This window comes from Tateyamaria sp. ANG-S1 (assembly GCF_000814025.1).
In the GTDB taxonomy this organism is placed as follows: domain Bacteria; phylum Pseudomonadota; class Alphaproteobacteria; order Rhodobacterales; family Rhodobacteraceae; genus Tateyamaria.
In genome coordinates this window covers 204,101-219,593 of sequence record NZ_JWLL01000004.1, presented here as the reverse complement: position 1 = coordinate 219,593, position 15,493 = coordinate 204,101, and the positions used below count along the sequence as shown (strand labels likewise).

Genomic DNA, 15,493 nt, shown 5'->3' with positions numbered 1-15,493 from the left:
GCCCTGTCATATGCGGCCCATGAATATGGTATCCGAAGCCACTGCTCACGGACCTGTGCCCCGGATTTTTCCGCTGGGGCCGGTTGCGCTTCGTGTGTTGCTAAGGCGGGCCGGAAAGCCCTGATTTACAGGATTTTCTGTCCCGTCTTGGCCCAGTCTTTCATAAAAGCATCAAGGCCCTTGTCCGTCAGCGGGTGCCCGGCGAGCTTCTTGATCACATCGGGCGGCGAGGTGATGACGTCGGCACCGATCTTCGCACAGTCTTGGATGTGGTTCACCGACCGGATTGAGGCGGCGAGGATCTCCGTCTCGAACCCGTAATTGTCGTAGATGGTGCGGATGTCTTCGATCAGTTCCAGACCGTCGATATGCATGTCATCGAGACGCCCGATGAAGGGCGAGATGAAGGACGCGCCCGCCTTGGCAGCAAGCAGCGCCTGGTTGGCGGAGAAACAAAGTGTGACGTTGACCATCTTGCCCTCGCCCGACAGCACCTTGCAGGCTTTGAGCCCGTCCCATGTCAGCGGCAGTTTGACGGTGATGTTGTCGGCGATCTCGGCCAGTTTGCGGCCCTCGGCGATCATGGCATCAGCCTCAAGCGCGACCACTTCGGCGCTGACGGGGCCGTCGACCAGATCACAGATTTCCTTGGTCACCTCGAGGATGTCGCGGCCCGATTTCAGGATCAGCGATGGGTTGGTGGTGACGCCGTCAACCATCCCCAGATCGTTGAGTTCGGCGATGGCGTCAATCTCGGCTGAGTCTACGAAGAATTTCATGTGCGGCCTCTCTTGATGGCTTGGCGTTTGCTTGACTTGCCTTTACCTCATGGCAGGTGAAGACTGAACCCCTCATATGTTGGCGCTAACATGATGCCGTCATTTTATGACGAAGGCATGTTGGTCGCCGTGCTCACGACGCAGCCGCTCGACCGGGCGCTGGACTACAAGGCACCCGAGGGTGGGTGCCATCTGGGCGCATTTGTCGAGGTGCCACTTGGCCCGCGCAAGGTGCTAGGTGTCGTTTGGAGACCGGGCAAGGGTGACTACGATTACGCCAAGGTGCGGTCGGTGCTGCGGGTGCTGGATGCGGCCCCCATGCGGGACGAGATGCGCGCGTTCTTGGAAAAGGCGGCCGCCTATACGTTGACGCCGATGCCTGCGATGCTGCGGCTCGCCACCCGTGCACCGGGATTAGGTGATCCACCGTCGATGCGAAAGGTGTACCGGCGTGGACCGGATGAGCCGGACCGGATGACAGACGCACGCCGACGCGTGCTGGACTTTCTGAGTGAGTACGGTGACTTGTCGTTCACGCTTAAGGAGCTGGCTGAACTGTCTGGCGTGACATCATCAGTCATCAAGGGGTTGGTGAAACAGGGAGCTGTGGCCGAGGAAGACAGCCCGCGCGATCTGCCCTTTCCGCCGATGGACCCGTCGCGCCCGGGCAAAGCGTTGACCGAGGATCAGGCGCGTGCGGCGGGGCACATTGCGCAGGCGGTGCAGTCGGGCGCGTATGGCACGACCCTGCTGCGCGGTGTGACCGGGTCGGGCAAGACCGAGGTGTATCTGGAGGCCGTCGCCGCTTGCCTGAAAGCCGGGCGACAAGCACTTGTTTTATTGCCGGAAATTGCGCTGACCGCAGAGTTTCTGAAGCGGGTAGAGGAACGATTTGGCGCGCGTCCTGCCGAATGGCATTCCGGGGCCACCATGACCGAGCGGCGGCGCATCTGGAAGATGGTTGGTCAGGGTCAGGCGCAGCTTGTAATAGGGGCGCGGTCAGCACTGTTTCTGCCCTATCAGAACCTCGGCCTGATCGTGGTCGATGAGGAACACGACACCTCCTACAAGCAGGAGGACGGGGTTCTGTATAACGCGCGGGACATGGCGGTGTTGCGGGCGTCGATGCTGGGGGCGCAGGTGGTTCTGGCCTCGGCCACCCCGTCGTTGGAATCGTGGGCCAATGCGGAAAGCGGGAAGTACACGCGCCTCGATCTGGAGGCGCGGTTTGGTCCTGCCGTGATGCCGACCATGCGCACCATCGACATGCGGGCGGAGAAGTTACAATCGAACCGCTGGGTGTCGGAGGAGTTGAAGCGCGCGGTGGAGGCGCGGCTGGAGGCGGGCGAGCAGGCGATGCTGTTTTTGAACCGTCGCGGCTATGCTCCGATCACCCTGTGTCGGGCCTGCGGGCATCAGGTTGGGTGTGACCAGTGCGATGCGCGGATGGTTGAGCACCGGTTCCTGAAGCGGTTGATGTGCCATCAGTGCGGTGAGACGAAGCCGATGCCGACGGTCTGTCCGTCCTGCGAGGCAGAGGACCGGATGGCGCCTGTGGGCCCCGGTGTGGAACGGTTGGGCGAGGAGGCAGTGGAGTTGTTCCCCGATGCCCGCGTGGCGGTGCTGAGTTCGGACATGTATGGCTCGGCCCGGGCTTTGAAAGCCGAGATTGAGCAGATTGCCGAAGGTGGGGCCGACGTGATCATCGGCACGCAGCTTGTGGCGAAGGGGCACAATTTTCCCAACCTGACCCTCGTTGGCGTCATCGACGCCGACCTCGGGTTGCAGGGGTCGGATTTGCGCGCCGCCGAGCGGACATTTCAGTTGATGCGCCAGGTGGCGGGGCGTGCGGGCCGAGCGGAGAAGCCGGGCACGGCGATGTTGCAAACCTATCAGCCGGAGCATCCGGTCATTCGTGCCATTCTGGCAGGGGACGAGGAAGGCTTCTGGCGGGCCGAGGCCGCACAGCGCGAGGCCGCAGGTGTACCGCCCTATGGCCGGATGGCAGGCATCATCCTGAGCGGCCCGGATGTGGCGCAGGTGTTTGATGCAGCCAACGCGTTAGCGCGGAATGCGGGCGCGTTGCAGCGGGTGGGTGCGCAGGTCTTTGGCCCGGCCCCTGCCCCGATTGCACGCATTCGCGGGCGGCATCGCGTGCGGCTCTTGGTGAAGGCGGGCAAGGGTGTCGCACTACAGGGTGCCATTGCGCAGTGGGTCGGTCAGCTGCGCCTGAAGGGTGATCTGCGTCTGGCCGTGGATATTGATCCGCAGAGTTTTTACTGATCCAGCGGCCGGCTGACGCCGACGACATAGTTTAGGGGGCACAGCCCCCGGCGCGATGCGCCTCCCCCCGTCGTATTTTCAGTCAGAAGAAACGGGCAGACCGAGGCGAATTGGGCCGCGGGCTGTCAAAGCATTGACCGGGTTGCCCTTTTGCGTGATCGCAATGTTGCCGTCGTCGGCCAGCGTTTGTGCAACACGACGCACGTCAGGCATCAGCGGACGCCAATCGTCGGTAAGCGCGCGGGCTACTTCGGAGGGGCAAATAGTCTTGCCCGCCCCGCGTTCGTAGACTGCATTGAGGATTGCTGCCCCGATCTGCGCATCATTCGCCATCTTGCGCCATGTAAGGCGGAGGTGTCCTCCGCCTAGCCCAGCGCCGTGTTGCAGCGCCCGCAGACGTCGGGATGGGCATGCAGCCCCACATCTGGCAGCACCTTCCAACAGCGGGCGCATTTGGTGCCTTCTGCTTTTTCAAAGACAACGCCGACGCCTTCCGCTTCCGGCATACGGAACGCTTCCGCCGGAGCCGGATCGGTGGTCACTTTGATCTGCGAGGTGATGCAAATGTCGGCGAATGGCAGATCCTGAAGAGCGGCGGCGAGGTCGGCGTCTTCGACATGTACGACCGGAGCCGCTTCGAGCGACGCGCCGATGACCTTGTCCGTCCGCTGAATTTCGAGCGCCGCAGTTACAGCGCGCCGGGCGCTGCGGATGCCCGCCCATTTCGCGGCCAGTGCATCGTTGCGCCACGCCGTGGGCGTCTCCGGAATGTCCATCAGGTGGACCGAACTGTCGTCGCCCGGGTAACGCTCCAGCCACACCTCCTCCATCGTGAAGACGAGGATCGGTGCCAGCCAGGTGGTCAGCCGGTGGTAGAGCAGGTCGAGCACGGTGCGCGCCGAGCGCCGTTCCAGCGTGTCGCCATCGCAATAGAGCGCGTCCTTGCGGATGTCGAAGTAGAAGGCCGACAGGTCCACAGTGGCGAAGGTGAAGACGACCGAGAACACGCGCTGAAAGTCGAACTTCTGGTAGCCCTCGCGCACGACCTCATCCAGTTCGGACAGGCGGTGCAGCACCCAGCGTTCAAGCTCCGGCATGTCTACCGGGTCGGTGCGGTCGGCGTCTGTAAAGTCCGATAGTGACCCCAGCATAAACCGCATCGTGTTACGCAGGCGGCGATAGCTGTCTGCAACCCCTTTCAGGATTTCAGGCCCGATCCGCTGGTCTGCGGTGTAATCCGTTTGTGCCACCCAGAGCCGCAGTATGTCGGCGCCGTATTGCTTGACGACCTCCTCGGGCACGATCGTGTTCCCGATGGATTTGGACATCTTGAGGCCCTTTTCATCGAGCGTCATGCCGTGGGTGACCACGTTTCGGTAGGGCGCGCGGCCCGTGGTGCCGACCGATTGCAAGAGCGAGGAGTGGAACCAGCCGCGGTGCTGGTCCGTGCCTTCCATGTAGACGTCGGCCACGCCGTCATCGGTGCCATCCGCGCGGTCGCGCAGGACGAAGGCATGGGTGGAGCCGGAGTCGAACCACACGTCGAGAATGTCGGTGACCTGTTCGTATTCATCTGGGTTCACGAGGTTGCCAAGGAAACGTTCCTTGGCGCCATCGGCATACCAGGCATCGGCGCCCTCGGCCTCGAACGCCTCTACGATGCGTGCGTTGACCTCTTCGTTCCTGAGCAGGAAGTCTTCGTCCGTGGGCAGCGCCCCGTTCTTCGTAAAGCAGGTCAGCGGCACGCCCCAGGCGCGTTGGCGCGACAGCACCCAGTCGGGGCGCGCCTCCATCATCGAATGCAGACGGTTGCGGCCAGAACGCGGCACCCAGTTCACGTTGTCAATCTCAGTTAACGCACGTTCACGGATGGTGGTGCCGTGCGTGTCCTGCCCATCGCCCACAGCTTTGTCGATGGCAGCAAACCATTGCGGCGTGTTGCGATAGATCACGGGCGCCTTAGACCGCCAAGAATGCGGATAGCTGTGCTTGATCTTGCCACGGGCAAGCAGCCCGCCCACCTCGGCCAGCTTGTCGATAACGGCGGCGTTGGCGTTCCCCTCTTTCCCGTTGGGTTTCAGGATGGCCTTGCCGCCAAAGAACGGCAGGTCATCGCGGAAGCGCCCGTCGGGGTTCACGTTGTAGGTGATGACCTGTTCGAGCATGCCCAGCTCACGGTAGAGGTCATATTCTTCCATCCCGTGGGAGGGCGCGCAATGGACAAACCCGGTGCCTTCGGTGTCGGTGACGAAGTCCGCAGCACGGAAGTCGCGGGTGTCGTCCCATTCGCCGTTCGCGTCTTCGGCGCCTTTCAGCGGGTGGGTCAGCGTCATGTTCGCAAGCTGCGCAGGCGTGACGTCCCGCAGACGGCGGTACATCGTGTCATCGAGCCGCGCGCGACCCAGCACGTCGGCCGCCAGGTTGTCAGCCAGGATGTAGCGGTCGCCGATGCGCGCCCAGCATTCTTCCGGTCGTCCAGTCACTTCGTAGAGACCATAGGAAATGTCAGGCCCAAACACGACCGCCTTGTTGGACGGCATGGTCCAGGGCGTGGTGGTCCAGATCACCACATAGGCGCCTTCGAAATCGGTCGTGGCCTTCTGTCCAGCCTCAAAAATGGCAGTGGCTTCGCCGCCCCCCATCTCTTCACCGGCCAGCGCAAGGTCAGGGGCCTGGTATTCAGCCACGCGGAACTTCACCCAGATGGTGAAGCTGTCCTTGTCGTGGTACTCAACTTCCGCCTCGGCCAGCGCGGTCTGTTCCACCGGCGACCACATCACAGGTTTCGAGCCCTGATAGAGTGTGCCGTTCATGAGAAACTTCATGAATTCTTCGGCAATCACCCGTTCCGCATGGAAATCCATGGTCAGGTAGGGCTGATCCCAGTTGCCGGTGATACCCAGACGCTTGAATTCCTCGCGCTGGATGTCGACCCATCCGGCGGCAAAGTCCCGGCACTCGGCGCGAAACTCGTTGATCGGCACCTGGTCCTTGTCGCGGCCCTTCTTGCGGTACTGCTCCTCGATCTTCCACTCGATGGGCAGGCCATGGCAATCCCAGCCAGGGATATAGCGCGCATCGCGGCCCATCATCTGGTGCGAGCGGACGATCATGTCCTTGATCGTCTTGTTCAGCGCGTGGCCGATATGCAGATGGCCGTTGGCGTAGGGAGGACCATCGTGGAGAGTAAAAGGCTCCCTGCCCTCCTTTTCCCGCAAACGGTCATACACCCCGATGCGCGCCCAACGCTCAAGCCATCCGGGCTCCCGCTTGGGCAGGCCCGCGCGCATGGGAAAGTCGGTCTTCGGCAGATTCAGGGTGTCTTTGTAATCAGGCGTGTCGGCACACATGGCTCGTGTCCTCGGAAAATCGGTCAGTTGGGGTATAGCGGTTCGGTGCGATGGCTCAAGCACCTATGATCCCGGCGGCTCGTCGGTCAGGTCAGAGCGCCGGGGATGTAATTCGCTGAATGAGGCCGGTGTGCATCATGAAACGCCTTATAGGCAGAGGACACAACGCTCACAAGTCCCCCTTCCCTGTTTCAAAAAAATCCCGGAGCGCGAGGCAGCGCCTCGCACATCGCGCCCACCAGAGGTGGGCGCAAAACATCACATGCGCGCTTTGCGCGCTCAATTCTGCATATGCCGCGTCTGCGCCCAGCGGTTGAGCCAGGCAAGTGCCGCCAGCGACAGGCCCAGCACAACCAGCGACAGGACGCGGACGAGCCCATCCAAACCAGAGATGTCGATCAGGAACACCTTGGCCACAGCAAGCCCGATCACGGCCAGCCCCGCCCGGCGCAAACCCGACGCATTCCGTGCCAGCGACTGGTAGAACAGGACAGCGCCGGTCAGCAGGATGGCGACAGTGTAGCTATAGAGCTCCGGCTGCAGATAGCTCCTCGACAGCTCCATCGACGCAGGCCCCTGCCATAGATGGCGGATGGTCGCGAAGACCCAGACGACCGCCAGACCAACAGCCGCGGCTCCGAAACCCCAGCGCAGTATCCGGTGCCGCAGACGCCATGCACCGAAGCCGAGAAGCAGGGCGGGAAAGAGATATGCCGGGATCAACGTGTTCAACACGGGCAGACCGGCAACGTCACCACCCCAACTGCTCAGAAGCGGAGAAAAGACCGTCAAGCCCAAACCCAGTGCGCCGCAACCAATCAACCCAAAGGCCAGCGCCAGTCCGGCGCGGACCCAGGCCAGGATGCCGCCCAGGTTCTCGATCCGCAAAAGCTGGACAAGCATCAGGCTCAGCCAGATCACGGCAAACAGACCCATCGCCCAATGCGTGTCGGTATTGCTTCCCGGCAGGACGTGATCGAGGAAGCGGATCAGCAGCAGCGACACCGTCGTACCCGCCGTCGACCACCCCGCCGTGTCCAGCATGATCCGTGCGGTCTTGCGCTCAAGCCCACGCAGCAGAACAAGGGCAGCGACAAAGGTGGCCAGTGATCCCGCATAGGCCAGCAACATCTCCCACAATGGTGCGTCGAGGGCCCATTCGAGACCCGGATCGCCGACCAAACGCACACCGACCGCGGCCACGCCGACAGCAATGAAAACCTGCATGAGCGGCAGCTTGAATTGCCGGTCGAGCCAGGCCGCCACCAGAACCGTCATCGCAAGGGCAACCGTCAGGGCAGCCAGCGACAGAATCAGCACGAGCGCAAACGTGATGGACGCCAGCGCCGATAGCACAAAAAGCGACGCGCGCAGACGGTCCGGGGCATCCGAGCGCGCAAAACGCAACGCGAGGCTGACCATGAAAGCGGCGAGCACGATGGCGTGCAGTGCCCATGGATATGCCCCGATTGTTAGAGCGGGACGCCATGTGACCTCCAGCGCGATTGCCATCACCGGTGCTGTCAGCGCGGCCGACAGCCCCGACATCAGGCCTTCGCCCGGACGCAAGGCGCGCATCGCCATCGCCCCGGTCAGCAACAGTCCAACCGCCCACAGCATGCTCACCGCCCATGGAAAATCTGCTTCGGGGTTTGTGGCGTATGTGTCGGCAAAGGCTGTCCACACTGGCCCCATCTCGCCCCCTTCTCGGGCGACAATGGCAAGCACCGCGGCCACCGGCAGCAGGGCGATGTCCTGCAACGCTGGGGCTGTGACCGACCAGTAGATGAGGGCGACAGACAGGATCACGAGGCTGACCAGCGCCATCCAGAACGGCTCGGTTCCTGCGGCAGCGCTCCACTGGATCGAAGCCGATGCGGCGGGCCATGCGATGGAGGCCGAGGCCGCAGCAACCGCGCCCAGTGCGAGCCAGGTTGGAAAAGCGGGCTTTTCTCCGTTGCCACCCCGCAGGAAGACATGGACCAGCACGCCGCCGTGATCGGGCTGGAACGACCGCGCGGGGATAAGGATCGACAGGACAGCCAGCACCGCCACATAGGCTTGAAAGCCCAGAGACAGATCCACCTCCCCGCCCAGGACCGTCAGCCACCCCATGACCAGCCCCAGCGCGACGCTCAGAATGGACACCCAGGCCCAGCGCCGGATCGTGTCGATGCCCAGCCCCACGGCCGTGATGATACCGAAGTAGACAAAGAGCCAAGGTGTCGGCGGCACGGTGCTGCCGACGAACATAGGCGCCACAAACGCGCCCACAACGCCGACCGCCGCAAGCAAGGGGCCATAAAGCCACCCAAGCCCAACACCCAATAGACCGACCGCTGCCATCCCTGCAAACGCGACCTCGACCCCGATCAACTCATAGAGCAGCCGCGCCGCTGCGATGCCGCCGAACAGGGACACGAGACCTGCCCCGGAAAAGACCGACGGGATGTAGGCCGTCGCGGTATCCACACCGTCGCCGTACCGGCGGCGGATCACCTCCCCACCTGAGATCAGGGCGCCGCCGAAGCCGAGGGCCGCTAGAACGCGGGCCGTGGGCGGGAACAGGTCGTTTTCGATGCCATACTGGACCAGAAACAAGCCCGCGAGCGCCAGAGAGAGGGCGGAAACGGCATAGAACCAGTTTGCCACAATCCATGTGCCGAACCGCATCAGGGGTGTCGGCTCCGGTGGCTCGGTCCGGGGTGCGGGCGTGTCGGGGGTCGCGCCGTCTGCCGCATTCTCCGCTTCCGCTTCCGCTTTGCGCTGCGCGATAACACGCGTCGCCGCCGTTTCGGCAAGCGGGGGGAGCGGCGGGGCCTCTGTCGTCTTGGCCTGTTCCCACGGGGTATCGGGGACCGCATCCTTTTCGACCTTAGCGTCATTCGCGCGCGCGGCAGGCGGGACATCGCGCGCTTGGCGCAGCTGCCCTTCCAGCTCGGCAATGCGACTGCGCAGGCCCGATACGGCGATCAGCAGATAGATGACCGCGACGGGAATGGCGAGGATCACAAGCCCCGCCAGCATCAGCAAACCTTCCATCTGCACCCTCCAACACCGGTGGAGGTCAGGTTAGATCACCCGAACGCCCGGAAAAAGGCACGGTTTTCCGGACCTTTGCAGATCGCTGGTCAATACCCAATGCGTAGGGTCTAGCGGTCCGCGATATGCGCCCAGACGGCCGACATGACCACGGACCCTTCGCCGACGGCACTTGCCACGCGCTTCACAGAGCCTGCGCGCACGTCACCTACGGCAAAGACGCCGGGGCGCGAAGTTTCATATCCGCTGGCGGCACCGACGTCGGGCCCGGTTTTCACAAACCCCCTGTCGTCCAGCTCCACCAGGCCGGACAACCATTTGGTGTTGGGCGCAGCCCCCACCATGACAAAGAGCGCCTTGGTGTTCAGCCGCCAGTCTTGTGCGCCACGCCGATCGCGAACGGTGATCGCGTCGAGCCGATCCTCACCATGCAGTTCCTTGACTTCGGTGCAGATGTGAATGGTGATCCGGGGATGGCTTTCGAGCCGCTGTAACAGGTAGTCGGACATGGACGCGGCCAGGCTTTCGCCGCGCACCAGCACGTGCACATGCTTGGCACTGCGCGCCAGAAACATGGCCGCCTGCCCGGCCGAGTTGCCACCGCCGATCACGGCCACTTCGGTGTCCTTGCAATAGCGTGCCTCGACATCCGTGGCGGCATAGTAAACCCCGCTGCCCTCAAGCTCTTCCAGCCGGTCGAGCGGCAAGCGGCGGTATTGCACGCCGGTGGCGACGATCAGCGCCTTGGCCGACACCCAGTCGTCGTTGTCGAGTTTGATGTGAAAGAGGTGTTTTTCGCATTGCATCAGTTCCGTGGCGCGGACCGGGACGGCAAAGCGCGTGCCGAACTTCATCGCCTGTACTTCGCCCCGCCCGACGAGGTCACCGCCGGAGATGCCGGTGGGAAAACCCATGTAGTTCTCGATCCGGCTTGACGTGCCCGCCTGCCCGCCAATGGCGAGGTCTTCGAGCACGACAGCGCACAGCCCTTCGGCCCCGGCATAGACGCCCGCTGCCACACCGGCAGGTCCGCCGCCGACGATGGCCACGTCATAGACGTCTTCCTTGCGCAGCGTCATGTCGAGGCCGAGCGTCCGCGCCACTCCGCGCGGCGTGGGCGGGTCGATCACCTGGTGCTTGGCAAAGACCACCGCCGGATGGGTGCGGTTGATGCTGCACTGGCTGGCAAGGTCATTGCCCTCGGCGCTGTCGATCTCGACCTCGACGAAAGGGATGCGATTGCGGGAGGCGAAGCTGGCGATCCGACGGACATCGCGGTCGACCTCGCCCCCTATGAGGGTCAGGCCACCCTCGGACAAATCCAGCATGCGGCGGCGGCGCGCGGCAAACACCGTTATGATGATGTCGGACATTTCGGGCATGTCGGCCATCAGCTTGAACATATCCTCGCGCGCGACGCACAAAAGCTGCGTGTCCTGCACAGCCCGCGCGCCCATGAAGGCATGGCCCCCGTTCAGAAAAGCCAACTCGCCAAAGAACTGGCCGGGCCCGAGCGTTGCATTGCCATAGCGCTTACCGGTCTGGGAGTTCACCGCCTCAGTCTCGCCCGACAAGAGATAGTGGAAGGTGTCGATCCGCTCCCCGGCGCGCTGGAAGTATTCGCCTGCTTTCACATCGACCAGCGTGCCAACACGGCGCATGGCGGCGACATGTTCATCCGTCAGCGGGGTCCGCACCATTGTCGCAAGGTCCGGGGCAAAGGTCTCCATGGCTTACTCCTGTCAGGTGCTGCGTTGCGTCTGAAATAGGCCGCTCAGCGCCTGTTTCACCAGACGACGTGCCTTGGGGCGTTCACCGGCTTGAAAGGCGAGCGGGCGGCAGACTTCGATGGCGGCCACACCGACACGGGCGGTGAGCGCGCCATTGACCAGCCCCTCGCCGAAGCGACGTGATAGCTTGCCGAGGATGGAGCCGCCCAGCACCGGCTCCAGCATGTCGTCGCCCACAGCCACAGCACCGGTTGCAACCAGATGTGCCATCACCGCGCGGGTCAGACGCCAACTGCCCACGACACCCCCGCGCCCGCCATAGACCTCGGCAATGCGGCGGATCATGCGCAGGTTGGCGGTGAGGGCGACGACGACATCGGCCAGCGCCAAGGGGACCAGTGCGGTCACGGTTGCGACCTGTCGGGCGGCGGCTTCCACCTCGCGCTCTGCGGCTCGGTCCAGCGGACCTACAAGCGTGTCTTCGGCCAGGGCCAGCAGACCCTCGGCATCCATCTGGTCACCGCGCAGCTCCGCAAGGCGCGCGCGGCCCCATTCCGCTTCCGGACGCGCACGGTAGAGCGCGTCGAGCCGGTCCACCACCGCCCGCGCGGCGGGCAGATCGTTCTGTTCCAGCGCTTGCGCCGCATCGTGGCGCAGACCGTCAAGCCGGGTCAGACGCCGCAGGGCCGCAAGTTCGCGCAAGGCAACAATCAGCAGCGTCAGCACAAAGGCTGCCATCAGCCCGGAGAACGCCCATCCGACCAGGGGCGCGCGTGCGATCCAGCCTGTCACGAAGTCCCAGGCGGCTGCACTGAGTACCGCTGTCAGCAGCGCGCCTCCAAGCCCCCAGAACAGCCTGCCAAGCCTTGAGGGTTTGCGCGCAGCGACGCGGGCTGCCATTTGCATGGCCTCCCCTCGTGGTGCAACCAGCGGCACAGTGTCGGGCACGGGCGGTGCATCGGCCACTTTTGGTGCCGGTTCATCCTCAATCTCGATCAGGACGGGGCCCTTGGCCATCACGCACCCTCCTTGTACCAGTCATATCGTATGTCGGGCAGGCCTTCGTCGTTGCGGACACCGTCCGTACGCTCAACCTCGACAAAGCCATGGCGCAGGTAGAAGCGCTGTGCGCCCGTGTTTGTCTCAAATGTCCAGAGGGTCAGGTGGTCACTGGCGGCCTGCATTTCGGCCAGAAGGTCTGCGCCAATCCCCTGCCCTTGCGCCCCTGCATCGACATAAAGCGCGTGCACATCCGCACCATTTCGCGCGGAAAAGGCGCAGATTTGCCCGCTTTGCTCGGCCACAGTCACCCAGCCGCGTTCGATCATGTGCCCGGCAAAGGACAGATCTTCCGCCCGCGTGTGGATGCGGGGCATCCAAGCGGTGCAGTCGATGAAACCCGACAGGATCGCACCCACGGCGCCTGCATCGGTGGGTTGGGCGGGGCGCAGATGGGTCACAGCTTGTCCCCGAACAGGAACTGCGCGGCGCGGTCGAGCCGGATGTGGGGCGGGCCGTCGCCGGGGCGCAGGGTCATGGCCGCCGGGGCAAAGCGCATGACCTCGTAGTCACCGCTCAGCCAGTCCTGCGCGCCGTTCGCTGCAGGTGACAGGATGTGCGACGGATCATCAGGCAGTGCGCCGGGGTAGAAGGCCGCCTGCTTGCCCGTCTCTAGCAGCGTGCCGCGCACCACGTCGAGCGGCGCGCCGCCATGCTGCACCGTTTCTTCGGTTGTGGCGCGCAGCGCGGCGATAGACAGCGCCTGTGTGTCCGCCCCGGCAAAGCGGGCACGGTCGCGGGCCTCGCGCGTGAGGGCCTCCATGATGCCGGTCAGCTGCGCGTGTTGGGAGTGATGCACGTGATCTGCCTTGGTCGCGGCGAACAGGATCTTTTCCACGCGCTTGCCGCGGAAGATCTGGCTCAGGAACGCATTGCGGCCAGGGCGGAAGGCCGACAGGATTTCGGACATCGCAGCGCGCATATCCTCGACCGCGGCGGGTCCGTTGTGGATCGCACCAAGGGCATCGACCAGCACCAGTTGCCGGTCGATGCGGGCGAAGTGATCACGAAAGAAAGGACGGACGACCTGCGCCTTGTAGGCTTCATATCGCCGCGCCATCTCGCGTCGCAGTGACCGACGTGGCGCATCTCCGGGCGGGAGAGGCGCAAAGGTCAGAACAGGTGAGCCCGCAAGGTCGCCCGGCAACAGGAAGCGGCCCGGCGTGCAGTCGTAGTATCTGGCAGCCCGTGCGGCGTGCAGGTAGGCGGTGAAGGTCGCGGCCAATGTCTTGGCCTGCGGCTCATCCAAGCGCGCGGCGCCATCAACCTCTGCAAGGGCTGCGCGAAAGTGTTGCGCGCTGACGCGTGTTTCAAGACGCGCAAGGGTGGCGGAAGACCATTCGTCATAGCTTTGATCCAGAAGACCCAGATCCAAAAGCCACTCGCCCGGATAGTCGATGATATCCAGATGCACCGTGCGCGGCCCCTGAAGCCCTGCCAGCAGCCCGTTCGGCTTGACCTTGAGCGACACACGCAACTCGCTGACGGCGCGCGTGCTGTCGGGCCATTGCGGCGGGTGACCGGTCAGCGCGCCCATATATGTTTCGTAGTCAAAGCGCGGTACCGTGTCGTCGGGCTGGGGCTGCAGGTAAGAGGCGATAATGCGCCCCTCGCTTGCCGCCAGAAGGTGTGGCATGCGCCCCTGATCCAGCAGGTTGGCGACCAAGGACGTGATGAACACCGTCTTGCCCGACCGAGCCAGCCCAGTGACCCCCAGCCGGATGGTCGTGTCACCAAAAAGGTCCGCCCCGGTGTCGTAAATGCCCTGGGCCACATCCCGCACCCCATCGGCGATCGTCGTCAGAACCACGTAGCATCCCTTCGTTCCTTGCGCCCATATGTAGGGTGTTGTGCGCTGTCCTGCCAGACAGGCGTTGCGTGGGTGGCACCTGCGGGAGCCTCCGGCGGGGATTTTTTGAAACAGGGAAGGAAGGACCGCCGGCGCGCCGTTGCAGGGCACGGCGTTTGGGGCTAGGTCGGTCGCCATGCCGCGCTATGCCCTGAAAGTCGAATATCACGGTGGTCCCTTTGCCGGGTGGCAGCGGCAGGCGGATCAGCCTTCCGTTCAGGGCGCCATCGAGGCCGCCCTTGCCAAGCTGGAGCCCCGCGCGCACACTATCGCGGCCGCAGGGCGCACCGATGCAGGGGTGCACGGGCTGGCACAGGTGGCACATTGCGACATGGCAAAGGATTGGGACCCGTTTCGGCTGTCCGAAGCGCTGAACCATCATCTGAAGCCAAACCCCGTGGCCATCGTGGACTGCGCCCATGTCCCCGATGACTGGCATGCACGGTTTTCGGCGGCGGAACGGCGGTATCTGTTCCGCATCCTGATGCGCCGGGCGCCCGCCACGCATCTCAACGGGCTTGTCTGGCGGGTCAACAACGCGCTGGATGTCGCGGCCATGCAGGCGGGGGCCAATCACCTGATCGGGCGGCACGATTTTACCACCTTTCGGTCGTCGATCTGCCAGGCCGATAGCCCACTGAAAACGCTCGACCGGCTGGATGTGACCCGCGTTGACGGCCCGCACGGTCCGGAGGTGCATTTCGATGTCCGCGCCCGATCCTTCCTACACAACCAGGTGCGCAGTTTTGTGGGCACGTTGGAGCGTGTTGGCGCAGGAGCGTGGGCGCCGGACGACGTAAAGCATGCGCTGGAAGCCTGCGAGCGCGCGGCCTGTGGGCCGGTTTGTCCGCCAGAGGGACTATATCTGGCAGGTGTTGGCTATCCTGATGACCCTTTTGGGGCGTCAGTCCAGCTCCATCAAGCCAGCACCGGCACCGCCTGAACGCGACGCCTCACTGTCGGGAACGTAGGTGTTGGCCGCCAGTTCGGTCATCAAAGCGGCGAGAGATGGTTCAAGATGCAAGCGCTCTGGCCGCCCGCGTGTGCTGGGCTCTGTCAGCGACAGGTTGATGCGCAGCTTGGCTCCTGCGACCTCAAGCTCGGACTTACAGGGCAGCCCGGTGATCCAACTGACCAGCATGGCGCGCGTGCCTGCATCTTCTTCCTTGGTGAGGACCGGCTTGGACGAGATCGAGGCCGCTTCGACAATGGTTTCAACCTTGTGGGCCAGCCCCACGATCCGGTCCGGTTCCGATAGCGCGGCCGCGACGGCCCCCTGCGGGCCGTCATCGGCCACGTGACGCGCGACCATCGCGCCAAAGGCCAGTGCCTGTGCGGCCGGCACACCGGCCCCGCTGGCCGCTTTCACACCCAGGTTCTGCACTTCGGTCCATGACATGC

Annotated in this window: 11 protein-coding genes; 2 read left to right on the top strand and 9 right to left on the bottom strand. The window is 63.9% G+C overall.

The window, feature by feature from the left end; all coding sequences use genetic code 11:
• Positions 1–125: 125 nt before the first annotated feature.
• A complete protein-coding gene (fsa, locus tag RA29_RS07170) occupies positions 126–779 on the bottom strand; it encodes a fructose-6-phosphate aldolase (RefSeq protein WP_039684438.1) in 654 nt (217 codons plus the stop codon).
• Between the two features lie 90 nt (positions 780–869).
• On the opposite strand from fsa, the gene RA29_RS07165 reads away from it, so the two are divergent.
• On the top strand, positions 870–3,062 hold the full coding sequence (locus RA29_RS07165) for a primosomal protein N' (protein WP_039684436.1): 2,193 nt from the start codon (positions 870–872) through the stop codon (positions 3,060–3,062).
• 78 nt (positions 3,063–3,140) lie between these two features.
• Here the strand turns inward: RA29_RS07165 and RA29_RS07160 are convergent, their stop codons facing one another.
• The 7 genes from RA29_RS07160 to RA29_RS07130 form a co-directional block, all read right to left on the bottom strand.
• Positions 3,141–3,395 (bottom strand): DUF3253 domain-containing protein, encoded by a 255-nt coding sequence (locus RA29_RS07160; protein WP_039684434.1) that lies wholly within the window; start codon positions 3,393–3,395, stop codon positions 3,141–3,143.
• A gap of 32 nt (positions 3,396–3,427) precedes the next feature.
• A complete protein-coding gene (gene ileS / locus RA29_RS07155) occupies positions 3,428–6,412 on the bottom strand; it encodes an isoleucine--tRNA ligase (RefSeq protein ID WP_039684432.1) in 2,985 nt (994 codons plus the stop codon).
• Positions 6,413–6,691: 279 nt separating this feature from the next.
• The gene (locus tag RA29_RS07150; protein ID WP_039684430.1) at positions 6,692–9,454 is read right to left on the bottom strand and encodes a DUF2339 domain-containing protein; all 2,763 of its coding nucleotides are present in this window, start codon (positions 9,452–9,454) and stop codon (positions 6,692–6,694) included.
• A 110-nt stretch (positions 9,455–9,564) separates the two neighbouring features.
• Entirely contained in the window at positions 9,565–11,184 is a 1,620-nt protein-coding gene (locus RA29_RS07145) for an FAD-dependent oxidoreductase (RefSeq protein WP_039684428.1), read from the bottom strand.
• Positions 11,185–11,196: 12 nt separating this feature from the next.
• Positions 11,197–12,201, bottom strand: coding sequence for a TIGR01620 family protein (locus tag RA29_RS07140; protein WP_039684426.1), 1,005 nt, complete (start codon positions 12,199–12,201; stop codon positions 11,197–11,199).
• Positions 12,201–12,644, bottom strand: coding sequence for a GNAT family N-acetyltransferase (locus RA29_RS07135; protein ID WP_039684424.1), 444 nt, complete (start codon positions 12,642–12,644; stop codon positions 12,201–12,203). Before RA29_RS07135 ends, RA29_RS07140 begins: the two co-directional genes overlap by 1 nt.
• Positions 12,641–14,053, bottom strand: a complete 1,413-nt coding sequence (locus tag RA29_RS07130; RefSeq protein ID WP_039684561.1) for a YcjX family protein — start codon at positions 14,051–14,053, stop codon at positions 12,641–12,643. The genes RA29_RS07135 and RA29_RS07130 overlap by 4 nt, the downstream gene beginning before the upstream one ends.
• Positions 14,054–14,228: 175 nt before the next feature.
• Here RA29_RS07130 and truA point away from each other — a divergent pair, with 175 nt between their 5' ends.
• Positions 14,229–15,035 carry a tRNA pseudouridine(38-40) synthase TruA gene (truA, locus tag RA29_RS07125; protein WP_052249521.1) on the top strand — a complete coding sequence of 269 codons (807 nt, stop codon included), beginning with the start codon at positions 14,229–14,231 and terminating at the stop codon, positions 15,033–15,035.
• Here the strand turns inward: truA and RA29_RS07120 are convergent.
• Complete coding sequence (locus RA29_RS07120) at positions 14,997–15,491, bottom strand: hypothetical protein (RefSeq protein ID WP_152612957.1); 495 nt, start codon at positions 15,489–15,491, stop codon at positions 14,997–14,999. The genes truA and RA29_RS07120 overlap by 39 nt on opposite strands.
• Between the last annotated feature and the right edge of the window lie 2 nt (positions 15,492–15,493).